A 25,184-nucleotide genomic window follows, 5' to 3' on the forward strand; every position below is an offset into this window, starting at 1 on the left:
AATAAGTCGGTAAATACCTACAAATCAAAGTCCATACTGTAGGAAACGTAGGCTTTTAAATCGTCATCAGCATCAAGATCAGTTTGCAACAGGCCAAGTGTGAACCCGGCTTTACTGATGCTAACGCCATAATCTAAGTAACTATCATCTTCACCATACCACTCCCGAACGGTGTCACCACTTGAGTGGCCTAGGTGGAATGCGAGCTCGGTGTCGGTGAAAACTGGAAAGCTGGCATTGAGCTCTAAATAAAGCATATCTTCTTCACTGGTTGCATCGTCTTCGGCATTAAGTAGGTAGCTCGCTCCTGCGCTCAGCCATTGCCAGCTTAGTGAACCATAAACCTCACCAAAGCCAATGTCGTCAGCGGCATCAGGGTAGGCATAATAGATATAGCCAACGTCATAACCGATTTCTCCCGCTGTGCCGCCAAACCCAGCGTACAAATCCATTTCATAACTAGTACTTGCGGCTTCGCCGAAATCAATATTGGATAGCCAAGTTCCCATATAGAAGCCACTGTCCGTAGCATAATCTAAGCCGCCCGATACTGCGGCTTGATCATCACTTTGTGTGATCCCTCGCCAATAATAGTTTGAACTAGCCGCCACATTCGCAGTTAGACTGTTCTTAGCATGACCTGTCATAGGCAACAGGGCGAGACAGAGTAGCCCCGAGACTTGCCAGCGTGTTGTTTTTATCATTGTTTCATTCCCGTTTTCGCGCTGTGTTGGCATAAACAGGGCAAAGGCCATGCCAGAGTATGAAATAAATTAATAATTAAATATTTTTCAACAGCTTGGTATTGATTTTTGGAAATGGCCAGATTTCACAAAGTGAGCTGTTGCACGACCCTGGTGCATATTTTATGCGGATGCACCGAGATAATTCACATCACCGTGACTCGTTATGCGCTGGTACTGTTGCTGCAAACCAGGGGGAGGAGCTTGATAAGCTGGAGCGCCGAGCGGCGCTCTGTATGGGATGAGGGGTTAACCGAAAATGGTGCGCATCAAGGTGAGGGTATCATTGATGCTACGGCCTTTCTCCACTTCGGCGATGATAGAGTCGCGCTTGGCACGAATATGCTCTGGGATATCATCTTCGGCTAAAGCTCTATCTACCAGCGTTGCTGCAGACTCTTTGCTGCGTCTAGGTGCTTTGCTGGAAGATGAACGCTTCGGCTTATGGAGCAGCTTGTAGTAGTTTGATTGCTGTGCACTATCCTCGGCGAAATAGAAAAATAAGCATGGTAAAAGTGCCTTGTTGGCACACAAGCGTTGCTCTAGGTCATTGTCGCCGCTGGCCATAGTGTACCAGGGTAGGCGAGTTATAGTGCATACCAGCTCCTGCCAATATCGCTCGAAGTCGCGGTTACTCAATTTGGCAACACCTAGCGCAGCGCACAAAGTATCTAATTTAGCTTGGCTGGCAGGAGTGAATACATCGGGTCGGCGCATGGCTAACAGGCGCGTTGCCGGAGCAAGTGTAGGCTTTTCATCGGCATCGATGAAGATGCTTTGATAGGCTGTAACAAAGGCACTGTAATGCTCGCGCGTTACCTCTCCTTGTAGTGGAATGTGCGCCAAAGCCTGATCAAAAAGAGCTGGGAAATCAGCCAGCAATTGGTGAAATGCTTTATTGCTTCTCGTTGCAGCAAAGAGCTCGACATCAAAGCGGTAGACTGCTGGGTCATGGCTGTTTAGGTGTTTACCCGCGACTACAAGGCGGTCCTCTTTACTGAGTTCAGCTAACGACTGTTCCCGTAACCTATCGATGTAGTCACATAAGGCTAAGTGTTCATCTAATAAAACGCGTGATTGCTGCTGTTGCAGGTATTCACATAGCACTGGCCAGGGAGTAATACGCAAGGCCTTCAGTTGCAAAAAGCTAATGGCTTCAGTAAGCAGTGTGTGTAGCTTCTTTACACAAGGGAGCTGCTGAGGCTCTAGTAACTCGTAGTTTAGGCGGTTATTGAGTGCGTCAAGTAACTCATAACACCAACCTAAGAACTCGTCTGGGTGGTTTTCAACCTTCACCGCCATTAGATTTAGGCTGATATCGGTCGCCTGTTTTAAAATATTTTGATAAATCTGACTTTCTTGTTCACCCAGCGCCATTTTTGATGGGGATATAAGCAACTTCTTCATGCTTGGTACTACAACTCCACTTGATACAACACAGCCCACTTTGAGCGGGGCTGTGCATCATACTGACATTGTGTGTTGATGCAATATTGACTTTGCTGTTTTAAGTAGCTTGGAGGCTTATCTACTATAGGGAGCACACAGATAATCATAGCGTTGTAGGTTGAGCCCCCATTGACGATATGAATCCGTGTGCGTAAACCCAAGTTTTTGCAAAATGCGTACAGAGCCCGTGTTGGCACTATCTACTTCGGCATAAATTCCCGGTAATGCGAGGGTGGTTAGCCCATATGTCATGACGCTTTGTGCCGCCTCATAGCCAAGACCCTGTTGCCAATACTGAGGAAGCATGCGGTAGCCTAAATCAGCAAGCTGTTGTTGTGGGTTGAACTTAAAACCACAAAATCCAATTAACTTGTTGTGTTGCTTGTGTATCAAGGCATAACGAGCGTAACCATAACGTTTGTATTCGTGTAACCAAACATCTTTGATGAGGCGCCGAGCCTGTTCGCTGGTGCTTATCTGAGCGGGGTCTCCGGTATACCGAGTGACTTCGGTGTTGGCATTAAATGCGCGCACTGCTTCGGCATCAGCAAGCCGGAAATGACGCATCTGCAGCCTTGGTGTGTCTATTAATAGGGTCATGTTAGCTCCTTTTCGTTTGACAACCAGTGTAATGGCACGTAAAAAAGCAAAACAGACACAATAAAAATGAAAAATAAGCAATACAGATGCCCAGTTTTATCTATCAGCGAGAGGCCGAGGTACTAGCTAAGTCAATTAATAATGGCCAATTAAAACAGGGTGATAGGCTTCTTTCTGTCCGGGATTTCGCTCGTGAAAGAAAAGTTGGGATATCGACAGCTGCTAAAGTTTATGAACATTTGCAAAGACAACAACTCATTGAGGCCCGGCCGCGCAGTGGTTATTACGTTTGTGCTCGTCAACAAAGCACTGCGCAACAAAACTTTGGTGATAAATTAATCCCAAGTGAGCTGATTTCCATGCCGTTACACAAAGCGGTGCAATACAGTTTTAACGACGCAGATATAGTGCCGCTATCCTGCACTGGGCCAAGTACGGTATTAGACAACGAAGCGTTACTCACGCGGGCGCAAAAGCGTGTGCGTAGGCAGCGTCCATTTAAATTACTCCAAGACAATCGCGAAGCCGGTATTGATTCGCTGCGCCAAGAAATTGCGACACATTATGCGTTGAGTCAGCAGCTTATAAATCCAGCCGAGGTCGTGATCACCCATGGACGCAGTTCGGCACTTACTTTGGCGTTAAAGGGATTAGGGTTGAGTGAGCATAAGGTGGCAGTTGAGTCTCCAAGCTCATTTTTTATATTGGCGCATTTGCACCACAGCGCTCAAGCTTATGTGGGTGTCCCTATACAGCCCGACTTCGAAACCGAATTGGCATTATTGGAGCAGGCTCGACAAGAGCATGACATTCGCGCTTATATTTTTAACCCTAATTATCAAGATCCGACAGGGCGCCTGCTGAGCGAACAACAAAAACGTGCATTGTTGGCTTGGGCGCAGCGCCATGATGTTGCGCTAATCGAATATGACCGTGGCGAGCTTAGTTTTAGTGAGTTTCGACCTCCGTCAATTGCGAGCCTCTTAGATGAAAATAGCTCTCTAGCGGTGATCAGCATATGTGACTACAGTGATACATTGTCGTTTGCTCTAACCTTGGGGTATATGCTCTGCCGTAATTGCGCTGCTGATATTATTTTGACTAAATCAGTGCTTAGTGAGGCGAGCGACATCGCGAGCCAAGAGCTGATTACTCATTTGTATCGCAGTGGTGACTATCGCCGTTTAACCCGACGTTTACGAGCGCAACTATTAAGGCAGTACCAGCAGGTTGATGAAATTTTCAATCACTTTGGCGTTGCGCATTTGTACCAAGACATCGGTGGTGGGCCAAGCTTATGGTTTGAGCTTCCTCAAGGAGGCTGTAGTGATGAGCTATGGCAACGGTTGATTACTCGGCGTATCGCCATTGCGCCTGGCGAACTCTTTATGCCACAAATCGATTATGCGCGTTTTTTTCGTATGACCTTCGCCCTACCTTGGGAGAAAACCATGGCGCAAGCAGTGCATACACTGGCTCAGCAACTATCATCCTATATTCATGAACTTTAACTACAATTACACAGATAACTACTTTAGGTTATGCTAAACACATTTGCTTTAATGGAACGAGGTTCACCATGAAGACCCTAGCCAAGGTTTTGGGCGTAATCATAGTCGTAATTATCGGCTTACTCATCGCCATTCCTTTCTTTATTCCTGTCGATGCCATCTTCAATAAAGTGTCAGAGCAGGTACAAAACACCACTGGGCGCACACTGACGATTGCCGGCGATAAAGACTTAGCGATTTTCCCTTCACTGCGATTAGAGCTTAATGATGTTAGCTTTAGCAATATGGAAGGGGGATCGCGAGCCAATATGGCGACGATGAAACAATTGGATGTGCATATCCCCTGGAGCACCTTATTCTCTGGCGAAGTGAAGCTGGATAAGTTTGTTATCCGTGAGCCGGATGTGTTGCTGGAAACAAATGCCCAAGGCCAAGGCAATTGGCAGCTCTTTGATAAGGTCGCAACTGAGCAATCGCAACAAAGCACTGAGCAAGGCCAAGTCAAGCTGCCAGACAACTTTGATATTGAGCTTGGAGAAGTGGCTATTTATGGTGGTCAGTTTACCTATCTGGACGGGCAAACTGGAAGTAAACAACAAATTAGCGACTTGGAATTAGCGGTATTACTTAAATCGTTACGCCAACCTTTAGAACTAGAAGGGGGCATAACGTACATGGGTGAGCGGTTTAACCTTGATATAGAATTGGATAACCCAATCAAAGCCATCGAAGGTCGACCATTTACGCTTACGCAAAACTTAACATCTGCGCTTGTTGATATGGAATTCAAAGGCAACATTGCTGAGCAGGGTGGAAATATTAGCGGCACTTTGATGCTGCAAGGGGATTCGGTGAAGCGCATTGCCAAGTGGCAAGGCGTTGAGCTTAATGCCAAAGAGAACGCGTTTAATGATTTCCGTGTAGAGGGCAGTATGCAACTGCAAGGGCAAGCTTTTACTATTAATAAGCTCGTGGCGACGTTAGATCAGCTTGCCATCGAAGGTATGAGTACGATTCACCTTGGCGAGCGTTTAGCGCTTACTGCCAATGTAGATTTGGGCATGCTAGATTTAAACCCTTACTTACCGGAGCCTGCCGCGAATACCGAGCAACCAAGTAACGATGATTCTCAGGCTCAACCCTTAGAGTGGGATGATACGCCGATAGACCTTTCTGCCCTGAATGCCCTTGATGCCGATATTGTGGTTCGCTCAAGCGGCTTAAAAGCGCGTGATATTACACTCGGTGAGAACCAATTCAGTATTAAGCTTGATAATGCCGTAGCCACTCTCAGTATGGATAAATTCGCTGCCTATGAAGGCCAGGGAACCGGCAAAGTAACGCTGAACGCAGCGCGACAGCCTTACCACATCGATACTCAGTTTGACCTCAGTGGTATAAATGCTGAGCCTCTTCTTAGCGATGCGGTGAAGTTTGATAAGTTAATGGGTAAAGGGGCGCTCAATTGGCAACTGACTACCGAAGGGCAAAGCCAACAAGACTTCGTTGATGCGCTGGCTGGCAAATTAGCATTCAGTTTTGCCGATGGTGCTGTTAAAGGAGCGAACATTGCTGAATTGGTGCGAAAGGCGAAGGAACTCGTTAAGGGAAATACATCCGCACTTTCACAAGGCCTTAATACTGGCTTTGATAAGTCACAGCAGACAGACTTTACCGCTTTAACGGGGAGTATGAACTTTACCAAAGGCGTTGGCGTCAACTCAGATTTGTCGTTGCTAAGCCCGCTCATTCGTATTACTGGTGAAGGCCAAGTGGATCTCCCCGCGACCAAGGTAAACTACCGCTTAGTAACGGGGATTGTGGATTCAATCGAAGGTCAAGGCACCACCGATGACAGTACCGGTTTCAAAATTCCGGTTCGTATAAAAGGTCCTTTCCATGACGTGGCGGTTAACTTGGACGTTGGTGAGGCTGCCAAAGAGGAAGTGAAAGAAAAAGCCAAAGAAAAAGTAAAAGACAAACTCAAAGGCTTGTTTGGCGGCTGATCCCCCCCATATATACATGCAGCATCAAGGCACTTTTGTGTCTTGATGCTTTTATAAGCAATTGATGGTGCGAAAAATAGCCTGTTTTCGATAATTTTCTGTTCTCACCTTAGGGCTCTCAGAGCCTTTATTAACCGAGCTAAGTAAAGAAATTAATTAAAAATTAGCCTACCTTTTGCCCGCCATTACTGATACAATTGCCCGCCCTCAGCACACAAGTAACCGAAAAGTTGCCTGTTAATTGAGCGGATAATTTATTTAATGCCTTAATTTTTAACGGAATTATGGCGAGTTGTAACTACACCGGAGCACATTAAGATGATCCAAATGCAAACTCAGCTGGACGTTGCAGATAACAGCGGCGCCCGCAAAGTGCAGTGTATTAAAGTCCTTGGCGGTTCACACCGTCGTTACGCATCGGTTGGTGACATCATTAAAGTTGCTGTTAAGGAAGCGATTCCTCGCGGCAAAGTTAAAAAAGGTGATGTTAAAAACGCGGTTGTTGTGCGTACCAAAAAAGGCGTTCGTCGTCCAGACGGCTCTTTGATCCGTTTCGATAGCAATGCGGCTGTTATTTTAAACGATAGCAACCAGCCAATCGGAACCCGTATCTTCGGCCCTGTGACTCGTGAACTTCGTACTGAAAAGTTCATGAAGATCGTTTCACTAGCACCAGAAGTACTATAAGGAGTCGATCATGGCAGCAAAAATCCGTCGTGATGACGAAGTAATCGTACTGGCCGGTAAAGACAAAGGTAAGCGCGGTAAAGTGCTTTCAGTTGTTACTGAAACTGGTCGAGTATTTGTTGAAGGCGTAAACCTTATCAAGAAGCACCAAAAGCCTGTTCCTCAGTTGAACCAAGCTGGCGGTATTGTTGAGAAAGAAGCGTCTATCGACGTATCAAACGTTGCGATCTACAACTCGGAAACGGGTAAAGCAGATCGTGTAGGTTTCAAGATTGAAGACGGTAAGAAATTACGTATCTTCAAATCTACTGGTAAAACTATTTAATAGTTGGAGTAGACGATGGCGAAACTGCATGAAGTATATAAAGACAAAGTAGTCGCTGAACTTCAAAAGAAGTTTGGTTTCAGCTCTGTCATGCAAGTCCCTCAGATCGAAAAGATCACATTAAACATGGGTGTGGGCGAAGCCCTAGCTGACAAGAAAATTCTAGAAAACGCTGTTGCTGATCTAGAAGCAATCTCTGGTCAGAAGCCTCTTATCACGAAAGCACGCAAATCAGTTGCTGGCTTTAAGATCCGTGAAGGCTACCCAATTGGTTGTAAAGTAACCCTACGTGGCGAGCGTATGTGGGACTTTTTTGAGCGTTTGGTTTCAATCGCTATCCCGCGTATTCGCGATTTCCGTGGTGTAAGCGCTAAGTCTTTCGACGGTCGCGGCAACTACAGCATGGGCGTACGTGAACAAATCATCTTCCCAGAAATCGATTATGATCGTGTAGACCGTGTACGTGGTCTAGACATCACTATCACTACTTCTGCGCAGAATGATGAGGAAGGCCGTGCGTTGTTAGAAGCGTTTAACTTCCCATTCAAGAAATAAGGGTAGGGTTATGGCAAAGAATTCAATGAAAGCGCGCGAAGCAAAGCGCACTAAACTAGTTGCCCAATACGCTGAAAAGCGTGCGGCACTAAAAGCTATCATCAGCGATGTTAATTCATCAGATGAAGAGCGTTGGGACGCGGTTTCTGAAGCTTCAGACTCTTCCGCGTGATTCAAGCCCTGCACGTCAACGTAATCGTTGTAACATCACGGGCCGCCCACATGGTTACCTTCGCAAGTTCGGCCTAAGCCGTATCAAAGTTCGCGAAGCAGCTATGCGCGGTGAAATTCCTGGCCTTAAAAAGGCTAGTTGGTAATAGAATCACGGGAGTAAGACAATGAGCTTGCAAGATCCTATTGCGGATTTGTTCACACGTATCCGTAACGGCCAGACTGCGAAGAAGGTTTCTATCTCAATGCCATCTTCAAAGCTGAAAATAGCAGTTGCTAAAGTACTAACTGATGAAGGTTATGTTTCTGGTTACTCAGTAACAGAAGGCGCTAAACCTGAACTAAACATCGAGCTTAAGTACTTCGAAGGCAAAGCTGTAATCGAAAACATCCAGCGTGTTAGCCGCCCTGGTCTACGTATCTATAAGAAACGTGACGCATTACCTAAGGTAATGGGTGGTCTAGGTATCGCTATCGTATCAACTTCTAAAGGCCTGATGACTGACCGTGCTGCGCGTAGCGCTGGCGTGGGCGGTGAAATCATTGGCTTTGTAGCGTAATCGGAGGGGACTATGTCGCGTATAGCAAAGGCACCTATTAATGTTCCAGCCGGTGTAGAAATCACGCTTAAAGGCCAGGACATCACAGTTAAAGGTAAGAATGGTGAACTTAGCCGTGCTATCAACGAAGCGGTTGAAGTTTCATTCGAAGACAATGTAATCACCACTAAACCTGTAGAAGGCGTTGCTAACGCTTGGGCTCAAGCTGGTACTGCACGTGCACTTATCAACAACATGATTGTTGGTGTGAACGACGGTTACGAGAAGAAGCTACAGCTAGTTGGTGTTGGTTACCGTGCTGCGGTGAAAGGTAAAGTACTAGATTTAACGCTAGGCTTCTCACACCCAGTCAACTTCGAGATCCCAGAGGGCATCACGATTGAAGCTCCGAGCCAAACTGAGATCGTTGTTAAGGGCGCAGACAAGCAGCTAGTTGGTCAAACTGCTGCAAACATTCGCGCATACCGTGAGCCAGAGCCTTATAAAGGTAAAGGTGTTCGCTATGCTGACGAATACGTGCGTCGTAAAGAGGCTAAGAAGAAGTAAGGTAGGACGATGGATAAGAGAACAGCACGTCTACGTCGCGCTAAGCGCTCACGTAGAAATTTTATTGAACAGGGCAAAATCCGCCTTGTTATCCACCGCACGCCACGTCACATCTATGCTCAGGTTATTAGTGCTGAGGGTAGTGTACTGGCTGCTGCTTCTACTGTTGAGAAAGCAATTGCTGAAACAGTTAAAGGCACTGGCAACATCGAAGCTGCTCAAGCAGTGGGTAAAGCAGTTGCAGAACGTGCGGCTGAAAAAGGCGTTAACGAAAGTATCGCTTTTGACCGCAGTGGCTTTAAATATCACGGCCGTGTGAAGGCGCTTGCGGATGCAGCGCGTGAAGCCGGTCTGCAATTCTAGGAGTAGACAATGGCTAACGTAGAAGCAAAGCAACAACAGCCTGATTTGGCTGAAAAGCTAATCGCGGTAAACCGTGTGTCTAAGGTGGTTAAAGGTGGTCGTATCTTTAGCTTCACTGCACTTACAGTAGTAGGTGACGGCGCAGGTAAAGTAGGTTTTGGTTATGGTAAAGCACGTGAAGTTCCAGCTGCTATTCAAAAAGCAATGGAAAAAGCACGTCGTAACATGATCAAGGTAGAGCTTAAAGGCAATACACTTCAGCACCCTATCAAGGGTCGTCACGCTGGTTCTAAAGTGTACATGCAACCAGCATCTGAAGGTACTGGTATCATCGCCGGTGGTGCGATGCGTGCAGTACTAGAAGTAGCTGGTGTACAAAACGTATTGTCAAAAGCCTACGGTTCGACTAACCCGATCAACGTTGTTCGCGCAACTATCTCAGCACTAGAGAACATGAAGTCTCCAGAAGCAGTTGCTGCGAAGCGTGGTCTTAGCGTTGAAGAAATTTTGGGGTAAGACACCATGGCAAATACAGTAAAAGTAACTCAAGTACGTAGTTCAATCGGCCGCTTGCCGAAGCATAGAGCTACATTACGTGGCCTTGGTTTACGTCGTATCAACCACACTGTAGAGCTAGAAGATACGCCTTCAGTACGTGGTATGATCAACCAAGTTTCTTACATGGTTAAGGTTGAGGGGTAATTCGAATGAATTTGAATACACTTTCACCTGCTGCAGGTGCAAAATCAGCCGGCAAACGTGTGGGCCGTGGTATCGGTTCTGGCCTAGGTAAAACTGGTGGCCGTGGTCACAAAGGTCAAAAATCACGTTCTGGTGGTAAAGTACGCGTTGGTTTCGAAGGCGGTCAAATGCCTATGCAACGTCGTCTACCTAAGTTTGGTTTCACTTCACGCAAGTCTCTTGCGACTAAAGAAGTGAATCTATTCGAAATCGCTAAAGTTGAAGGCGATGTGGTAGATCTAAACGCGTTACAAGCAGCTGGTCTGGTTAAGAAGAACATCCAGTTCGTTAAAGTAGTTAAATCTGGTGAAGTTTCTCGCGCCGTCACTGTTAAAGGTCTTAAAGTGACCAAAGGTGCACGCGAAGCGATTGAAGCTGCCGGAGGCAAGGTAGAAGAGTAAGGAAGTACTTTATGGCTAAACCAGGTCACGATATGCAAAGTGCACAAAGCGGGCTTGCGGAGTTGAAGCGTCGTTTACTATTTGTACTCGGTGCTATCATTATTTACCGTTTAGGTTCATTCGTGCCGATCCCTGGGATTGACGCCGCTGTACTTGCCGAATTCTTCGAGCAACAGAAGGGCACCATTGTTGAAATGTTCAACATGTTCAGCGGTGGTGCGCTTGAGCGTGCTTCGGTACTTGCACTGGGTATTATGCCCTATATTTCGGCCTCAATTATCATGCAGCTACTAACGCATATACATCCTGCGATGGTAGAGCTGAAAAAAGAGGGTGAACAGGGGCGTAAGAAAATCAGTCAGTACACGCGTTATGGTACGCTCGTGCTTGCTACGTTCCAATCAATCGGTATTGCTACTGGCTTACCGAACATGATGGACGGGTTAGTTGTTAACCCCGGCTTTGGTTTCTATTTCACTGCTGTAGTGAGCTTAGTAACCGGCTGTATGTTCTTAATGTGGTTGGGCGAACAAATTACAGAGCGTGGTATCGGTAACGGTATCTCAGTTCTGATTTTTGTTGGTATCGTAGCTAACCTGCCGTCTGCTATTGGTTCGACAGCCGAAATGGCGCGCCAAGGTGAATTGAACATTTTGGTACTGGTATTGATTGCGGTAATCGTGTTTGCCGTTACTTACTTGGTGGTTTTCTTTGAACGTGGTCAACGTCGTATTGTTGTTAACTACGCAAAGCGCCAACAAGGTCGTCAGGTGTACGCTGCTCAAAGCACACACTTGCCGTTGAAAGTAAATATGGCTGGGGTTATTCCACCAATCTTTGCTAGTAGTATCATTCTGTTCCCTGGTACAATTGCAAGCTGGTTCGGCCAGGGTGAAGGTCCTGTAGCTGACGTGTTACAAGCCATTTCCACAGCATTGACTCCGGGTCAACCGCTGTACGCAATGGTCTTGGCTGCTGCTATTATCTTTTTCTGCTTTTTCTACACTGCGTTGGTTTTCAACCCGCGTGAAACTGCAGACAACCTGAAAAAATCTGGAGCTTTCATTCCAGGTATTCGTCCAGGTGAGCAGACATCGAAATACATTGATAAAGTAATGACACGCCTGACATTGGCAGGTGCCTTGTACATTACCTTTATCTGTCTAGTGCCCGAGTTTATGACCATGGCATGGCAAACGCCATTCTACTTCGGCGGTACATCAATCTTGATTATCGTTGTTGTGATCATGGACTTTATGGCACAAGTACAGACCCATCTGATGTCACATCAGTATGATTCTGTGCTGAAAAAAGCAAACCTTAAAGGCTATGGCCGATAAGGTCGGTTTACGGAGTTGAGTAATGAAAGTACGTGCTTCCGTTAAGAAAATCTGCCGTAACTGCAAAGTAATCAAACGTGCCGGCGTTGTACGTGTGATTTGCAGTGAGCCTAAGCACAAGCAAAGGCAAGGCTAATTAAACAAGTCATGCAGGCTGAGTGGTATGCTCGGCCTGTGTTTTTCATTGTAGTTTGGTCATCACTTGAGTATCCTAACGGGCTTTTCGAGAAGATGATTACCAAATTTAAACTATAGGAGATGTGTTAGTGGCCCGTATAGCTGGCATTAACGTTCCTGATCATAAACATGCGGTTATTGGTTTAACCTCAATTTATGGTGTAGGTAAAACCCGCGCTAAGGCGATCTTGGCAGCGGTAGGTATCGCAGAAGATACTAAAATCGGTGAACTAAATGACGAAACTCTTGACACGCTTCGTGAAGAAGTTGGCAAGTACACTGTAGAAGGTGATCTTCGTCGTGAAGTTACTTTGAACATCAAGCGTCTTATGGACCTTGGTTGCTTCCGTGGTTTACGTCACCGTCGTTCGCTACCACTACGTGGTCAGCGTACTAAGACTAACGCGCGTACTCGTAAGGGTCCTCGCAAGCCTATCAAGAAATAAGGTGGGGTAAATTATGGCTAAAGCACCAATTCGTCGTAAGAAGGTCAAAAAGCAAGTTGCTGATGGCATGGCTCACGTTCATGCGTCTTTCAACAACACTATTGTTACGATTACAGACCGTCAAGGTAATGCACTTTCTTGGGCAACTGCCGGTGGTTCAGGTTTCCGTGGTTCACGTAAATCTACACCATTCGCTGCTCAGGTAGCTGCAGAGCGTGCAGGTACTGCTGCACAAGAATACGGTTTGAAGAACTTAGAAGTATTCATTAAAGGTCCAGGTCCAGGCCGTGAGTCTGCTGTACGTGCATTGAATGCTGCTGGTTTCCGTATCACAAACATCACTGACGTGACGCCAATTCCACACAATGGTTGTCGTCCACCGAAGAAACGTCGCGTATAACAATAGGTTAGGAGAAAGAACATGGCAAGATATTTGGGCCCTAAGCTCAAGCTAAGTCGTCGTGAAGGTACTGACCTGTTCCTTAAGAGCGGCGTACGAGCTATCGACTCTAAGTGTAAACTTGAGACAGCACCTGGTCAGCACGGCGCCCGTAAGGGTCGTTTATCTGACTACGGTCTACAGCTACGTGAAAAGCAAAAGGTTCGTCGTATGTACGGCATCCTTGAAAAGCAATTCCGTAACTACTACAAAGAAGCTGCTCGCCTTAAAGGCAATACAGGTGAAAACCTACTTCAGCTTCTAGAGCAACGTCTAGACAATGTTGTATATCGCATGGGTTTTGCAAGCACACGTGCTGAAGCGCGTCAGCTAGTAAGTCACAAAGCGATTATGGTTAATGGTCGTGTTGTAAACATTCCTTCTTTCAACGTTACTCCTGAAGATCAGGTAGAAATTCGTGAGAAGTCGAAGAAGCAAGCACGTATCGTTGGAGCTCTAGAATTGGCTGAGCAACGTGAGAAGCCAACTTGGGTTGAAGTTGACGGTAAGAAAATGGAAGGTACTTTTAAGCGCCTACCTGAGCGTTCTGATCTGTCTGCGGACATTAACGAACAACTAATCGTCGAACTTTACTCGAAGTAAAGTTAAGAGTTAAGAGAGGATAAAATGCAGGGTTCTGTAACCGAATTCCTAAAACCAAGGTTAGTCGATATCGACGCTATCAACCCAACTCGTTCAAAAGTGGTACTAGAGCCGCTTGAGCGTGGTTTTGGTCACACTCTAGGAAACGCTCTACGTCGTATTCTGTTGTCATCTATGCCTGGATGCGCAGTTACTGAGGTAGAAATTGATGGCGTTTTACATGAGTACAGCGCGAAAGAAGGCGTACAAGAAGACATCATTGAAATCCTGTTAAACCTTAAAGGTCTAGCAGTTAATATCGAAGGCAAAGATGAAGTTTTTCTGACCCTGACTAAATCTGGTGTAGGCCCTGTGACTGCGGCAGATATCCAGCACGATGGTGATGTAACAATCAGCAATCCTGATCACGTAATTTGTCATTTAACAACTGACAATAGCGAGATCAGCATGCGCATCCGTGTTGAGCGTGGTCGTGGTTATGTACCAGCTTCTAGCCGCGTATCCTCTGAAGACGATGAGCGCCCAATCGGCCGTTTGTTGCTTGATGCATCATTCAGCCCAGTTGAGCGTATTGCGTACTCGGTCGAATCAGCACGTGTTGAACAACGTACTGACTTAGACAAGTTAATCATTGATATGGAAACAAACGGCACTTTAGATCCTGAAGAAGCGATCCGCCGTGCGTCGACCATTCTTGCTGAGCAATTAGAAGCATTCGTAGACTTACGTGATGTTTCTGAGCCAGAAGAGAAGGAAGAGAAGCCAGAATTCGATCCTATTCTGCTTCGTCCAGTTGATGATCTTGAGCTAACAGTTCGTTCAGCAAACTGCTTGAAAGCCGAGCAAATTCAATATATCGGTGATTTAGTACAGCGTACCGAAGTTGAGCTTCTGAAAACACCTAACTTAGGTAGGAAGTCTCTAACTGAGATCAAAGACGTGCTTGCATCACGTGGTCTGTCTCTAGGCATGCGCCTAGAAAACTGGCCGCCAGCAAGCTTAGCTGAGTAATCTAAATCACTATATTTAGTTTAGTTAGAAGGATAGGGTCATGCGCCATCGTAAGAGTGGTCGTCAATTAAACCGTAACAGCAGCCATCGCAAAGCGATGTTCAGCAATATGGCTGGTTCTTTGGTGAAGCACGAAATCATCAAAACAACATTGCCTAAAGCGAAAGAGCTGCGCCGTGTAATTGAACCTTTAATCACACTGGCTAAGACTGATAGCGTTGCAAATCGCCGTTTAGCATTTGCTCGCACGCGTGATAAAGAAGTTGTTGGTAAGTTGTTTAGCGAGATTGGTCCTCGCTACGAAGGCCGTCCTGGTGGTTACACTCGTATTTTGAAGTGTGGCTTCCGTGCAGGCGACAACGCACCAATGGCTTACATTGAACTAGTAGATCGCCCAGTTGCGAGCGAAGACGTTCAAGAAGACGCACAGTCTGCAGAGTAAGTCGTAAAAGACACAAAAAGCCGAGCTTATGCTCGGCTTTTTCTTTTTATGGCCAAAATTAAATTTCAGCTCTTCTATATATAGCTATTTAGCTAAACCCTTCTCTATATAGAACATCTCAAATGTAGCAATTTAGATCTTAAATAGATCTATAACTGTTAAATACAGTAGTTTTAGTTCTATTTTTGTTCAAACGATCCATTTCTTGCAGTTTTCTTTAAAAAAGGGGTTGCGTGGAAATCGAATCTCCCTATAATGCGCATCCACCGACACGGCGGACTGCTTACAAACAAGCACTTCAACGAGTTGGATGAGTCAAGTAAAACTGAGTTTTAAAAAGTGCATTGAAAAATGCAAACTTCTTAAAATAAAGTATTGACAATAAAACAGGGTTGAGTAGAATGCACAGCCCTCGAGACGCGAAAGCAACTCGAAACCGGGTAACCGGACTGTTCTTTAAAAATATGAAGCAATCATCTGTGTGGGCACTCGTACAGATTGAGTTCTAACAGCCGATTCTAGTTCGCTAGATGACGCAAACAAATTTAGAGTCTCAATTGAACTGAGTGACCATAAGTTATTAAAAGATTCAGCCTTGAGCTGTTTTGATTTTACTTTTTTAAAAGTGGAAGTAATAACGCACAGTCAATTCGTTCTTGGAAACAAGAACAAAATCAGTATTCATTGAGCTGAATCTTCGGATTCAAAAAAACTTTTAATTGAAGAGTTTGATCATGGCTCAGATTGAACGCTGGCGGCAGGCCTAACACATGCAAGTCGAGCGGAAACGAAGAGGTGCTTGCACCTTTGGTGTCGAGCGGCGGACGGGTGAGTAATGCTTGGGAACATGCCTTGAGGTGGGGGACAACCGTTGGAAACGACGGCTAATACCGCATAATGTCTACGGACCAAAGGGGGCTTCGGCTCTCGCCTTTAGATTGGCCCAAGTGGGATTAGCTAGTTGGTGAGGTAATGGCTCACCAAGGCGACGATCCCTAGCTGGTTTGAGAGGATGATCAGCCACACTGGGACTGAGACACGGCCCAGACTCCTACGGGAGGCAGCAGTGGGGAATATTGCACAATGGGCGCAAGCCTGATGCAGCCATGCCGCGTGTGTGAAGAAGGCCTTCGGGTTGTAAAGCACTTTCAGCAAGGAGGAAAGGTTAGTAGTTAATACCTGCTAGCTGTGACGTTACTTGCAGAAGAAGCACCGGCTAACTCCGTGCCAGCAGCCGCGGTAATACGGAGGGTGCGAGCGTTAATCGGAATTACTGGGCGTAAAGCGTACGCAGGCGGTTTGTTAAGCGAGATGTGAAAGCCCCGGGCTTAACCTGGGAACTGCATTTCGAACTGGCAGGCTAGAGTGTGATAGAGGGTGGTAGAATTTCAGGTGTAGCGGTGAAATGCGTAGAGATCTGAAGGAATACCGATGGCGAAGGCAGCCACCTGGGTCAACACTGACGCTCATGTACGAAAGCGTGGGGAGCAAACAGGATTAGATACCCTGGTAGTCCACGCCGTAAACGATGTCTACTAGGAGCTCGGCTTTTCGGAGCTGTTTTCCAAAGCAAACGCATTAAGTAGACCGCCTGGGGAGTACGGCCGCAAGGTTAAAACTCAAATGAATTGACGGGGGCCCGCACAAGCGGTGGAGCATGTGGTTTAATTCGATGCAACGCGAAGAACCTTACCTACACTTGACATCCAGAGAACTTTCTAGAGATAGATTGGTGCCTTCGGGAACTCTGAGACAGGTGCTGCATGGCTGTCGTCAGCTCGTGTTGTGAGATGTTGGGTTAAGTCCCGCAACGAGCGCAACCCCTATCCTTAGTTGCCAGCGATTCGGTCGGGAACTCTAAGGAGACTGCCGGTGATAAACCGGAGGAAGGTGGGGACGACGTCAAGTCATCATGGCCCTTACGTGTAGGGCTACACACGTGCTACAATGGCGCATACAGAGTGCTGCGAGCCTGCGAGGGTGAGCGAATCACTTAAAGTGCGTCGTAGTCCGGATTGGAGTCTGCAACTCGACTCCATGAAGTCGGAATCGCTAGTAATCGCGAATCAGAATGTCGCGGTGAATACGTTCCCGGGCCTTGTACACACCGCCCGTCACACCATGGGAGTGGGTTGCTCCAGAAGTGGTTAGCCTAACCTTCGGGAGGGCGATCACCACGGAGTGATTCATGACTGGGGTGAAGTCGTAACAAGGTAGCCCTAGGGGAACCTGGGGCTGGATCACCTCCTTATACGATTTAGAACTGATTTGTTCGCAGTGTCCACACAGATGATTGTTACTTACTTGCTAAAGCGGGTAGGTAATATTTTGCTCTTTAACAATTTGGAAAGCTGATAAAAACTTTGAATCACGTTAAGTGATTTAGAGTTCTCAATAAGTAAAGAAAATGCCAGTTAATCGACAGATTAATTGTGCGTCTACTTTAGTATTCTATAACTTCTGGCGAAGTTAAACAGTCACACCAAACAACTCAAACTACTTTGGGTTGTATGGTTAAGTGACTAAGCGTACACGGTGGATGCCTTGGCAGTTGGAGGCGATGAAGGACGTATTAACTTGCGATAAGCCTGGTCAAGCTAGTAAAAAGCGCTTGAGGCCAGGATTTCCGAATGGGGAAACCCACCTGCTTGCAGGTATCTTGCACTGAATACATAGGTGTAAGAGGCGAACGCGGAGAACTGAAACATCTAAGTACCCGTAGGAAAAGAAATCAACCGAGATTCCGAAAGTAGCGGCGAGCGAAATCGGAGCAGCCCTTAAGCTTATTTGATGTTAGTGGAAGGCTCTGGAAAGTGCCACGATACAGGGTGATAGTCCCGTACACGACAACGTCTAATAAGTGAAATCGAGTAGGTCGGAGCACGTGAAACTTTGACTGAATATGGGGGGACCATCCTCCAAGGCTAAATACTCCCAACTGACCGATAGTGAACCAGTACCGTGAGGGAAAGGCGAAAAGAACCCCTGTGAGGGGAGTGAAATAGAACCTGAAACCGTGTACGTACAAGCAGTAGGAGCCCTTCGAGGGTGACTGCGTACCTTTTGTATAATGGGTCAGCGACTTATATTTTGTAGCGAGGTTAACCGAATAGGGTAGCCGTAGTGAAAGCGAGCGTTAACTGCGCGTTGAGTTGCAAGGTATAGACCCGAAACCCGGTGATCTAGCCATGGGCAGGTTGAAGATTGAGTAACATCAATTGGAGGACCGAACCCACTAACGTTGAAAAGTTAGGGGATGACCTGTGGCTTGGAGTGAAAGGCTAATCAAACCGGGAGATAGCTGGTTCTCCCCGAAATCTATTTAGGTAGAGCCTCGGACGAATACCATTGGGGGTAGAGCACTGTTTGGGCTAGGGGGTCATCCCGACTTACCAACCCCATGCAAACTCCGAATACCAATGAGTACTATCCGGGAGACACACGGTGGGTGCTAACGTCCATCGTGGAGAGGGAAACAACCCAGACCGCCAGCTAAGGTCCCAAAGTGTATGTTAAGTGGGAAACGATGTGGGAAGGCTAAAACAGCTAGGAGGTTGGCTTAGAAGCAGCCACCCTTTAAAGAAAGCGTAATAGCTCACTAGTCGAGTCGGCCTGCGCGGAAGATGTAACGGGGCTAAACATACCACCGAAGCTGCGGCTGCAACGTAAGTTGCGGGGTAGGGGAGCGTTGTGTAAGTGGCTGAAGGTGTGCCGGGAGGCATGCTGGACATATCACAAGTGCGAATGCTGACATGAGTAACGATAATGCGGGTGAAAAACCCGCACGCCGGAAGACCAAGGGTTCCTATCCCATGTTAATCAGGGTAGGGTGAGTCGACCCCTAAGGCGAGGCCGAAAGGCGTAGTCGATGGGAAACGGGTTAATATTCCCGTACTTGGTATAGATGCGATGGGGGGACGGAGAAGGCTAGGCAGGCACGGCGTTGGTTGTCCGTGTGAAAGGCAGTAGGCTTGAATCTTAGGTAAATCCGGGATTCTTTAAGGCTGAGAGTCGAGACGACACTCTACGGAGTGGAAGCTGTTGGTGCCATACTTCCAGGAAAAGCCTCTAAGCTTCAGTCTATATCGAATCGTACCCTAAACCGACACAGGTGGTCAGGTAGAGAATACTAAGGCGCTTGAGAGAACTCGGGTGAAGGAACTAGGCAAAATAGTACCGTAACTTCGGGAGAAGGTACGCCCACATTAGGTGAAGGACCTGCGTCTGGAGCTGAAGTGGGTCGCAGTGACCAGGTGGCTGGGACTGTTTATTAAAAACACAGCACTGTGCTAAATCGTGAGATGACGTATACGGTGTGACACCTGCCCGGTGCCGGAAGGTTAATTGATGGGGTTAGACTTTGTCGAAGCTCTTGATCGAAGCCCCGGTAAACGGCGGCCGTAACTATAACGGTCCTAAGGTAGCGAAATTCCTTGTCGGGTAAGTTCCGACCTGCACGAATGGTGTAACCATGGCCACGCTGTCTCCACCCGAGACTCAGTGAAATTGAAATCGCAGTGAAGATGCTGTGTACCCGCGGCTAGACGGAAAGACCCCGTGAACCTTTACTACAGCTTGGCACTGAACATTGAGCCTACATGTGTAGGATAGGTGGGAGGCTTTGAAGTGGTGACGCCAGTCATCATGGAGCCATCCTTGAAATACCACCCTTGTATGTTTGATGTTCTAACGTTGGCCCCTGAATCGGGGTTGCGGACAGTGCCTGGTGGGTAGTTTGACTGGGGCGGTCTCCTCCCAAAGAGTAACGGAGGAGCACGAAGGTTGGCTAAGTACGGTCGGACATCGTACGGTTAGTGTAATGGTAGAAGCCAGCTTAACTGCGAGACAGACACGTCGAGCAGGTACGAAAGTAGGTCATAGTGATCCGGTGGTTCTGAATGGAAGGGCCATCGCTCAACGGATAAAAGGTACTCCGGGGATAACAGGCTGATACCGCCCAAGAGTTCATATCGACGGCGGTGTTTGGCACCTCGATGTCGGCTCATCACATCCTGGGGCTGAAGTCGGTCCCAAGGGTATGGCTGTTCGCCATTTAAAGTGGTACGCGAGCTGGGTTTAGAACGTCGTGAGACAGTTCGGTCCCTATCTGCCGTGGGCGTTTGAGAATTGAGAGGGGCTGCTCCTAGTACGAGAGGACCGGAGTGGACGAACCGCTGGTGTTCGGGTTGTTTTGCCAAAGGCATTGCCCGGTAGCTACGTTCGGAATCGATAACCGCTGAAAGCATCTAAGCGGGAAGCGAGCCTCGAGATGAGTTCTCACTTGGAGTTCGACTCCACTAAAGGGCCGTTGAAGACGACAACGTTGATAGGCAGGATGTGGAAGCGCTGCAAGGCGTTAAGCTAACCTGTACTAATTACCCGTGAGGCTTAACCATACAACGCCAAAGTGGTTTGTATGTGACTGTTTAAGCACAGAAGTTAAGAGACTAAAGTAGATTTACTTATACAGCTTTCCAAATGACTAACACGCCGTGTTAGGCCAAGTTTATGCTTGGTGATAATAGCGTTCTGGACCCACCTGACCCCATGCCGAACTCAGAAGTGAAACGGAACTGCGCCGATGATAGTGTGGGTTCGCCCATGTGAAAGTAGGTCATCACCAGGCTCCTAATTAGAGAGACCCGTTGCAGAAGTGCAGCGGGTTTTTTTTATGCGTGTAGAAAAGAGCTCTCCCAAATCGCCCGTAGGCAAGGCTTTTAGCCTTGCATCACCTAGTCAGGGTAAACCCTGACCCACAACACAGCTAAACATTCATCACCATATCTATATCTGTAGGTAAGGCTTTAGCCTTACAGAATCTAGTCGGGATAAATCCCGACCCACAACAGAACCAAACAACTAAAAAAACCACACCTGTAGGCAAGGCTTCAGCCTTGCAACATCTAGTCAGGATAAAATCCTGACCTACAACACAGCATCACCCTTTACCACACTTGTAGGCAAGGCTTCAGCCTTGCAGCACCTATTCAGGGTAAACCCTGACCCACAACAGAGCGAAACATCCGTTGAACCCTCTTTCCTGTAGGCAAGGCTTTTAGCCTTGCTTCACCCTAGTCAGGGTAAAACCCTGACCTACAACAGAACCAAACAACAGAAGAACCCCACACCCGTAGGCTAGGCTTTAGCCTTGCATCATCTAGTCAGGGTAAAACCCTGACCTACAATATATAGACATCGATTTACGGGCATAAAAAAACCGCTAAAAAGCGGCTTTCTTGGTTAAAACGATAGGAGGGTTACTGTTCCCAATAGGCTTGCTCTAGGCAATCCTCGCGCTCCGGTAGACCCCGGGTTAAACGCGGTGAATGTTGCACTAGCACTTCATAACTTGCACGGTTCGCATACTTACTGATCTGGGCTAAAGAAGAGTAAGTGATCGCTTGCTGACCATGCTTGGCTGAGTTTGGCACATTTAACTTGTGGTACTCATTAGCGCTAATATCATGCAGTACAGCAGCTAGCGCGCAATCACCGGCGCCATTGGTGTTCTTAATGCTATCCGGCCCACCCATAAAAGGGGCGGTATGGCTATAAGCACGCACAGGCTGTTGGCAGTCTTGCTTGCGCATGGCACGTGAAAACTCATAACGATTAAAGTCAGCGATGGCACCTGGAAGGAGTGGGTACTCAGTGGCACGTTTATGCTGATCGTCGACATAGCCGGCCATAAACATACCTTTTTCACCGGCCGTACAAATGACAAAGTCGACCCATTCTAGGGCTTTGTCTGCCGCTAATAGTGGATCTTCAAAACCGGTAATCGCTAGGCCTTCTTCTTCGTTCATAGCAAGAATATCAACATGATCATTTACGAAGTTGGCCCACCATGTAGGGTCTTGCTCAATAAGAAACTTGGTGCCGAGCGTCAGCACCACAGGTACCCCGGCTTCGTTTGCGTACTTTACCGCTTGCATAGTGGCTTCGGTCATTGTTTCGTTGCCTTGCGTGCGCATAAGGTAGGCACTGATCACCAAAGCAGATGACTCTTGGATCAGGTTCTTATCTATGGACTCAGGGCGTAAGTGATTCATTAACCCTGCGCTAATGGCGAAGGTACGTTCGCCACTTTCATCAATCAGCGTAAAGCAACGGCCTATGGGGCCATCTACAGGTTGCAGATAATTAAGGTCTACACGGCTTGAGGTGTTACATAAAAAGCGATAGGCATAACTACCAATTTTGATATTCTCGCTCATTACGCCAAGTAACACCGAACGATCATCAGCCAGCACTGAGTAGTTGTGCATGGTATTGCCTACGGTGCCGCCAGCAAACTCGTAATCAACCATGTCGTTGAGCTTGAGCCGATCATAGAGGGCATTGGTAACGTCACTGTCAATAACCTGTGACATGCCACGCTGCAGCCCGAATTCATCTAAGAATGCCTGATCGACCTTGGCTTCAATATCCACCACGATCTGATCTATGCCTACAATGTAGCTGCGCTTCAACCGCGATTCGGGGTTGATTTGATTAGTAAGTGGATCTTTATCTTCCACCGGGAAATAATGTTTATGTCTTCGGCGACCAGGAAACTTCATGACTTACCCGTTTTCGGTGTCCATAGAACAAAAAAAGCGGCGAATTATAGCTTAATTTTGGGTGTGCAGGCTATGGTACGAACCATAAAATCCGCTAAATAGTGAGAATGTGTTAATACTAGACTCAGAAAATTCTAATAATGAGTGTAAAGCATAGTCGGGAATTTGCTGATGTTAGCGAGAGGATTCGCCGCGCACTTGCCGATATTGCTTGGTATAATTGCTGTTCCTAAGTAGTTAAAAGATACCCTATGACCGAGCTAAATGACGAATACTGGATGGCGAAAGCCTTAGCCTGTGCCGATAAGGCCGAGCAGCTAGGTGAGATCCCAGTCGGTGCTGTACTAGTCAAAGATGGTGAGCTAATTGCCGAGGGCTGGAATCAATCGATCACCCTTAACGACCCGTCGGCCCATGCTGAAATGATGGCGGTGCGTGCAGCTGGAGTGGCCCTTAATAACTATCGGCTTATTGACAGCACTTTGTACGTCACGCTGGAGCCATGCTCAATGTGTGCTGGTTTACTCGTTCATAGTCGCATTGCACGGCTAGTCTTTGGTGCCAATGACTTAAAAACGGGTTCTGCGGGGTCTATTATGAACCTAGTGCAGGAGCCTCGGCTTAATCATCAAGTTGAAGTCACCAAAGGGGTGCTTGAGCAGCAGTGTGCAACTAAGTTATCAGCGTTTTTTAAGCGACGTCGGCAAGAGCATAAGGCGAGAAAAAAGGCGCGTCAGCAACGCCTGGGGGAAGGGGGTTAGGCCTCCGCCAAGCGTTGCTTTTCTAGTTCTTCCATTTGTTGCATAGCAAACAAGCGGCGACGCCACAAAATCTTATTGTGGGTATTTTTGCGGGTTACTCGACGACGATTAGTCGATGAAAATAGTACATTTCGCTTAAAGCGATGCGTTCTACGGCGTTTTAGCATAGTGTATTCTCCTTGAAAGTGTGAGAGGGGAGAGCTGCCAATGAAAACACGATTAAATGACAGTTTTATGGCGTTCCGGCCGATTCTTCCTTGGCGCTAGCGTTGTTGGCCACCAAAGCATCGTTTTCATCTAACCATACCAAGGTGTCGTAGTAGCGCCGAATATTGTCTACGTAAGTTACCGCTACGTCTCCGCGCGCATAACCGTATTTAGTTGTACGATAATAGCGTTTCTTGATCAACAGCGGTAGGTATTTTTTCACATCGGCCCACTTGTCTTTATCGTCACCGGCCCGTTCGGTTAGGATCCGCGCATCATTTACATGGCCCCAGCCGACATTATATGACGCTAAGGCAAACCAAGTACGGTCAGGTTGGGCAATACGATCAGGTATGCGTTCAATAAGATAACGCAAGTACTCGGCGCCGCCGCGAATATTCTGCTCTGGTTTGAGTCGACTGGTAACGCCCACCTGTTTTGCCGTTGGTAAAGTCAGCATCATAATACCGCGTACCCCAGTGGGTGATTTTGCCAAGGGATCCCACATTGACTCTTGATAACTAAGAGCAGCCAGCAAGCGCCAGTCTAACTCTTGTGCATACTGCTTAAACCAAGGCATATAAGTCGGTAAGGTATCGGCAACAGCTTCAATAAATGCCAAGGTGTTAACATAGTTAAACTGGCGTACGTGGCCAAAGTACTTCTCTTCTAAGGCATAAAGGCGCTTGTTTGCTTTCGCTTCACCGAAAAATTCCACTACCAAGGCATAGAGTGAGTCGTCGTTATCTTGGCGCAGTACCCAGCCAATTGGGTCATTACGGGTCACGGAAAAGCCGATGCTCAGATTCGGGTGGTAACGGCGAAACAGTGCCAAGGCGTGGGAGTCGGCAATGGTGTAGTCGATATCGCCGTCGATAATGGCTTGCAGTAACTCTGCTTCATCCATTTCATCGGTTTCATTCCAACTCAGTTGAGGGTACTGTTTTTTATACCGATGTAGAGTTTGCGAGTGGCTGCTGCGGGCCAGTACCGTTAAGTTGCCCTCTAAGTCATCAAAGTCGCGCGGCCGGACTCGACCTTGTTTGTAAACCAGCTTTTGACTAATGATGCGGTAACTGGGGCCAAAGCGGTACAGCTCGGCACGACTTGGAGTGTAGCCAATGCCCGATGCGACCAGGTCCAATGAGCCATTATCAAGGCGCTGAAACATATCGTTAAGGCTAAAGAACGGCACGATATCCAGCTCTACGCCTAGGTAGTTAGCAAAATCTTGGGCAAGTTCGTATTCAAACCCTTGCTCCCCTTGAGGGGCTTGGTAATAATTGCTGGCACCGGCCAGGGTGCCCACGCGCAACGTGTTGCTTTGATGAATACGCTCTAATTGGCTAGGTTTTTGCGGCTCACTGCAGCCTACGAGTACCCAGATACTCACAATTAACCAAACGAATCTCACGGCTTGCCCCTTTACCCCGATACCACCACTTATAACAAAACCAAGGCTTGGCGTCACCTCTACTTTAGCCATAGAAAGTGAGGCTTATAAGGATTCCCTGCAATAGCGGACAATCGTCCTTGCC

The 25,184-nt window shown here is 47.2% G+C and carries 25 protein-coding genes, 3 rRNA genes and 1 pseudogene; 23 read left to right on the plus strand and 6 right to left on the minus strand.

All coding sequences use genetic code 11. The annotated features are described in order from the left end of the window. Positions 1 to 17 precede the first annotated feature (17 nt). From PRUTH_RS00770 to PRUTH_RS00780, 3 genes are all read right to left on the minus strand, one after another. The gene (locus PRUTH_RS00770; protein WP_082079365.1) at positions 18 to 704 is read right to left on the minus strand and encodes a TorF family putative porin; all 687 of its coding nucleotides are present in this window, start codon (positions 702 to 704) and stop codon (positions 18 to 20) included. A 288-nt stretch (positions 705 to 992) separates the two neighbouring features. Continuing rightward, a complete protein-coding gene (locus tag PRUTH_RS00775) occupies positions 993 to 2,150 on the minus strand; it encodes a hypothetical protein (RefSeq protein WP_045980287.1) in 1,158 nt (385 codons plus the stop codon). Positions 2,151 to 2,267: 117 nt separating this feature from the next. After that, the gene (locus PRUTH_RS00780) at positions 2,268 to 2,792 is read right to left on the minus strand and encodes a GNAT family N-acetyltransferase (RefSeq protein WP_151172301.1); all 525 of its coding nucleotides are present in this window, start codon (positions 2,790 to 2,792) and stop codon (positions 2,268 to 2,270) included. A gap of 86 nt (positions 2,793 to 2,878) precedes the next feature. Between PRUTH_RS00780 and PRUTH_RS00785 the strand changes: the two genes are divergently transcribed. The 22 genes and pseudogenes from PRUTH_RS00785 (at position 2,879) to rrf (ending at position 20,742) form a co-directional block, all read left to right on the plus strand. Then, entirely contained in the window at positions 2,879 to 4,303 is a 1,425-nt protein-coding gene (locus tag PRUTH_RS00785; protein WP_151172302.1) for an aminotransferase-like domain-containing protein, read from the plus strand. Between the two features lie 68 nt (positions 4,304 to 4,371). Then, the gene (locus PRUTH_RS00790; protein ID WP_151172303.1) at positions 4,372 to 6,309 is read left to right on the plus strand and encodes an AsmA family protein; all 1,938 of its coding nucleotides are present in this window, start codon (positions 4,372 to 4,374) and stop codon (positions 6,307 to 6,309) included. A 318-nt stretch (positions 6,310 to 6,627) separates the two neighbouring features. Next, entirely contained in the window at positions 6,628 to 6,996 is a 369-nt protein-coding gene (gene rplN / locus PRUTH_RS00795; RefSeq protein ID WP_022943945.1) for a 50S ribosomal protein L14, read from the plus strand. Positions 6,997 to 7,006: 10 nt separating this feature from the next. Further along, positions 7,007 to 7,321, plus strand: a complete 315-nt coding sequence (gene rplX, locus PRUTH_RS00800; RefSeq protein ID WP_022943946.1) for a 50S ribosomal protein L24 — start codon at positions 7,007 to 7,009, stop codon at positions 7,319 to 7,321. 15 nt (positions 7,322 to 7,336) lie between these two features. After that, positions 7,337 to 7,876 (plus strand): 50S ribosomal protein L5, encoded by a 540-nt coding sequence (gene rplE / locus PRUTH_RS00805; protein ID WP_045980290.1) that lies wholly within the window; start codon positions 7,337 to 7,339, stop codon positions 7,874 to 7,876. A 10-nt stretch (positions 7,877 to 7,886) separates the two neighbouring features. Then, positions 7,887 to 8,193, plus strand: a pseudogene (gene rpsN, locus PRUTH_RS00810) (30S ribosomal protein S14). Between the two features lie 21 nt (positions 8,194 to 8,214). Next, entirely contained in the window at positions 8,215 to 8,607 is a 393-nt protein-coding gene (rpsH, locus tag PRUTH_RS00815) for a 30S ribosomal protein S8 (RefSeq protein WP_022943949.1), read from the plus strand. A 12-nt stretch (positions 8,608 to 8,619) separates the two neighbouring features. Continuing rightward, positions 8,620 to 9,153: a 50S ribosomal protein L6 gene (gene rplF / locus PRUTH_RS00820; RefSeq protein WP_022943950.1), complete on the plus strand. Its 534-nt coding sequence runs from the start codon at positions 8,620 to 8,622 to the stop codon at positions 9,151 to 9,153. Positions 9,154 to 9,162: 9 nt separating this feature from the next. Further along, positions 9,163 to 9,516 carry a 50S ribosomal protein L18 gene (gene rplR / locus PRUTH_RS00825; RefSeq protein WP_022943951.1) on the plus strand — a complete coding sequence of 118 codons (354 nt, stop codon included), beginning with the start codon at positions 9,163 to 9,165 and terminating at the stop codon, positions 9,514 to 9,516. A gap of 9 nt (positions 9,517 to 9,525) precedes the next feature. Then, positions 9,526 to 10,032: a 30S ribosomal protein S5 gene (gene rpsE / locus PRUTH_RS00830; RefSeq protein WP_022943952.1), complete on the plus strand. Its 507-nt coding sequence runs from the start codon at positions 9,526 to 9,528 to the stop codon at positions 10,030 to 10,032. A gap of 6 nt (positions 10,033 to 10,038) precedes the next feature. Beyond that, positions 10,039 to 10,218: a 50S ribosomal protein L30 gene (gene rpmD / locus PRUTH_RS00835; RefSeq protein WP_081604373.1), complete on the plus strand. Its 180-nt coding sequence runs from the start codon at positions 10,039 to 10,041 to the stop codon at positions 10,216 to 10,218. 5 nt (positions 10,219 to 10,223) lie between these two features. Continuing rightward, a complete protein-coding gene (gene rplO / locus PRUTH_RS00840) occupies positions 10,224 to 10,658 on the plus strand; it encodes a 50S ribosomal protein L15 (protein ID WP_022943953.1) in 435 nt (144 codons plus the stop codon). Positions 10,659 to 10,669: 11 nt separating this feature from the next. Then, on the plus strand, positions 10,670 to 11,998 hold the full coding sequence (gene secY, locus PRUTH_RS00845) for a preprotein translocase subunit SecY (RefSeq protein ID WP_022943954.1): 1,329 nt from the start codon (positions 10,670 to 10,672) through the stop codon (positions 11,996 to 11,998). Positions 11,999 to 12,020: 22 nt separating this feature from the next. Beyond that, positions 12,021 to 12,134 carry a 50S ribosomal protein L36 gene (rpmJ, locus tag PRUTH_RS00850; protein ID WP_002959476.1) on the plus strand — a complete coding sequence of 38 codons (114 nt, stop codon included), beginning with the start codon at positions 12,021 to 12,023 and terminating at the stop codon, positions 12,132 to 12,134. Positions 12,135 to 12,264: 130 nt separating this feature from the next. Continuing rightward, a complete protein-coding gene (rpsM, locus tag PRUTH_RS00855; RefSeq protein WP_022943955.1) occupies positions 12,265 to 12,621 on the plus strand; it encodes a 30S ribosomal protein S13 in 357 nt (118 codons plus the stop codon). Between the two features lie 13 nt (positions 12,622 to 12,634). Continuing rightward, a complete protein-coding gene (gene rpsK, locus PRUTH_RS00860) occupies positions 12,635 to 13,021 on the plus strand; it encodes a 30S ribosomal protein S11 (protein WP_022943956.1) in 387 nt (128 codons plus the stop codon). A gap of 21 nt (positions 13,022 to 13,042) precedes the next feature. Next, positions 13,043 to 13,663, plus strand: a complete 621-nt coding sequence (gene rpsD / locus PRUTH_RS00865) for a 30S ribosomal protein S4 (protein ID WP_022943957.1) — start codon at positions 13,043 to 13,045, stop codon at positions 13,661 to 13,663. A 24-nt stretch (positions 13,664 to 13,687) separates the two neighbouring features. Beyond that, positions 13,688 to 14,674: a DNA-directed RNA polymerase subunit alpha gene (locus PRUTH_RS00870; protein ID WP_151172304.1), complete on the plus strand. Its 987-nt coding sequence runs from the start codon at positions 13,688 to 13,690 to the stop codon at positions 14,672 to 14,674. A 40-nt stretch (positions 14,675 to 14,714) separates the two neighbouring features. Next, positions 14,715 to 15,116, plus strand: a complete 402-nt coding sequence (gene rplQ, locus PRUTH_RS00875; protein ID WP_022943959.1) for a 50S ribosomal protein L17 — start codon at positions 14,715 to 14,717, stop codon at positions 15,114 to 15,116. 716 nt (positions 15,117 to 15,832) lie between these two features. Next, positions 15,833 to 17,367 (plus strand): 16S ribosomal RNA (locus tag PRUTH_RS00880). A 261-nt stretch (positions 17,368 to 17,628) separates the two neighbouring features. Then, positions 17,629 to 20,512 (plus strand): 23S ribosomal RNA (locus tag PRUTH_RS00885). A gap of 115 nt (positions 20,513 to 20,627) precedes the next feature. Beyond that, a 5S ribosomal RNA gene (rrf, locus tag PRUTH_RS00890) occupies positions 20,628 to 20,742 on the plus strand. The 16S, 23S and 5S rRNA genes sit together here, the layout of an rRNA operon. Positions 20,743 to 21,373: 631 nt before the next feature. On the opposite strand, the gene PRUTH_RS00895 is transcribed toward rrf, so the two are convergent. Then, the gene (locus PRUTH_RS00895) at positions 21,374 to 22,678 is read right to left on the minus strand and encodes an inosine/guanosine kinase (RefSeq protein ID WP_022944734.1); all 1,305 of its coding nucleotides are present in this window, start codon (positions 22,676 to 22,678) and stop codon (positions 21,374 to 21,376) included. 251 nt (positions 22,679 to 22,929) lie between these two features. On the opposite strand from PRUTH_RS00895, the gene tadA reads away from it, so the two are divergent. Next, complete coding sequence (tadA, locus tag PRUTH_RS00900) at positions 22,930 to 23,439, plus strand: tRNA adenosine(34) deaminase TadA (RefSeq protein ID WP_151172305.1); 510 nt, start codon at positions 22,930 to 22,932, stop codon at positions 23,437 to 23,439. Here tadA and PRUTH_RS19090 read toward each other — a convergent pair. Further along, the gene (locus PRUTH_RS19090; RefSeq protein ID WP_022944732.1) at positions 23,436 to 23,606 is read right to left on the minus strand and encodes a hypothetical protein; all 171 of its coding nucleotides are present in this window, start codon (positions 23,604 to 23,606) and stop codon (positions 23,436 to 23,438) included. The two genes, tadA and PRUTH_RS19090, sit on opposite strands and share 4 nt — an antisense overlap. A gap of 65 nt (positions 23,607 to 23,671) precedes the next feature. Continuing rightward, positions 23,672 to 25,132: a membrane-bound lytic murein transglycosylase MltF gene (mltF, locus tag PRUTH_RS00905; RefSeq protein ID WP_082079376.1), complete on the minus strand. Its 1,461-nt coding sequence runs from the start codon at positions 25,130 to 25,132 to the stop codon at positions 23,672 to 23,674. Between the last annotated feature and the right edge of the window lie 52 nt (positions 25,133 to 25,184).

It is taken from the genome of Pseudoalteromonas ruthenica, from assembly GCF_008808095.1.
GTDB classification, from domain to species: Bacteria; Pseudomonadota; Gammaproteobacteria; order Enterobacterales; family Alteromonadaceae; genus Pseudoalteromonas; species Pseudoalteromonas ruthenica.

Excerpts from the sequence above, each read along its gene's own strand:
- PRUTH_RS00870 (WP_151172304.1), top strand. The coding sequence starts at position 13,688 with ATGCAGGGTTCTGTAACCGAATTCCTAAAACCAAGGTTAGTCGATATC.
- rplX (WP_022943946.1), top strand. The coding sequence starts at position 7,007 with ATGGCAGCAAAAATCCGTCGTGATGACGAAGTAATCGTACTGGCCGGT.
- rpmD (WP_081604373.1), top strand. The coding sequence starts at position 10,039 with ATGGCAAATACAGTAAAAGTAACTCAAGTACGTAGTTCAATCGGCCGC.
- rpsK (WP_022943956.1), top strand. The coding sequence starts at position 12,635 with ATGGCTAAAGCACCAATTCGTCGTAAGAAGGTCAAAAAGCAAGTTGCT.
- rplN (WP_022943945.1), top strand. The coding sequence starts at position 6,628 with ATGATCCAAATGCAAACTCAGCTGGACGTTGCAGATAACAGCGGCGCC.
- PRUTH_RS00775 (WP_045980287.1), bottom strand. The coding sequence starts at position 2,150 with ATGAAGAAGTTGCTTATATCCCCATCAAAAATGGCGCTGGGTGAACAA.
- rplQ (WP_022943959.1), top strand. The coding sequence starts at position 14,715 with ATGCGCCATCGTAAGAGTGGTCGTCAATTAAACCGTAACAGCAGCCAT.
- PRUTH_RS00790 (WP_151172303.1), top strand. The coding sequence starts at position 4,372 with ATGAAGACCCTAGCCAAGGTTTTGGGCGTAATCATAGTCGTAATTATC.
- PRUTH_RS00780 (WP_151172301.1), bottom strand. The coding sequence starts at position 2,792 with ATGACCCTATTAATAGACACACCAAGGCTGCAGATGCGTCATTTCCGG.
- rpsH (WP_022943949.1), top strand. The coding sequence starts at position 8,215 with ATGAGCTTGCAAGATCCTATTGCGGATTTGTTCACACGTATCCGTAAC.
- tadA (WP_151172305.1), top strand. The coding sequence starts at position 22,930 with ATGACCGAGCTAAATGACGAATACTGGATGGCGAAAGCCTTAGCCTGT.
- rpsE (WP_022943952.1), top strand. The coding sequence starts at position 9,526 with ATGGCTAACGTAGAAGCAAAGCAACAACAGCCTGATTTGGCTGAAAAG.
- rplF (WP_022943950.1), top strand. The coding sequence starts at position 8,620 with ATGTCGCGTATAGCAAAGGCACCTATTAATGTTCCAGCCGGTGTAGAA.
- PRUTH_RS19090 (WP_022944732.1), bottom strand. The coding sequence starts at position 23,606 with ATGCTAAAACGCCGTAGAACGCATCGCTTTAAGCGAAATGTACTATTT.
- rpmJ (WP_002959476.1), top strand. The coding sequence starts at position 12,021 with ATGAAAGTACGTGCTTCCGTTAAGAAAATCTGCCGTAACTGCAAAGTA.
- rplR (WP_022943951.1), top strand. The coding sequence starts at position 9,163 with ATGGATAAGAGAACAGCACGTCTACGTCGCGCTAAGCGCTCACGTAGA.
- PRUTH_RS00770 (WP_082079365.1), bottom strand. The coding sequence starts at position 704 with ATGATAAAAACAACACGCTGGCAAGTCTCGGGGCTACTCTGTCTCGCC.
- secY (WP_022943954.1), top strand. The coding sequence starts at position 10,670 with ATGGCTAAACCAGGTCACGATATGCAAAGTGCACAAAGCGGGCTTGCG.
- mltF (WP_082079376.1), bottom strand. The coding sequence starts at position 25,132 with ATGGCTAAAGTAGAGGTGACGCCAAGCCTTGGTTTTGTTATAAGTGGT.
- PRUTH_RS00895 (WP_022944734.1), bottom strand. The coding sequence starts at position 22,678 with ATGAAGTTTCCTGGTCGCCGAAGACATAAACATTATTTCCCGGTGGAA.
- PRUTH_RS00785 (WP_151172302.1), top strand. The coding sequence starts at position 2,879 with ATGCCCAGTTTTATCTATCAGCGAGAGGCCGAGGTACTAGCTAAGTCA.
- rpsD (WP_022943957.1), top strand. The coding sequence starts at position 13,043 with ATGGCAAGATATTTGGGCCCTAAGCTCAAGCTAAGTCGTCGTGAAGGT.
- rplO (WP_022943953.1), top strand. The coding sequence starts at position 10,224 with ATGAATTTGAATACACTTTCACCTGCTGCAGGTGCAAAATCAGCCGGC.
- rplE (WP_045980290.1), top strand. The coding sequence starts at position 7,337 with ATGGCGAAACTGCATGAAGTATATAAAGACAAAGTAGTCGCTGAACTT.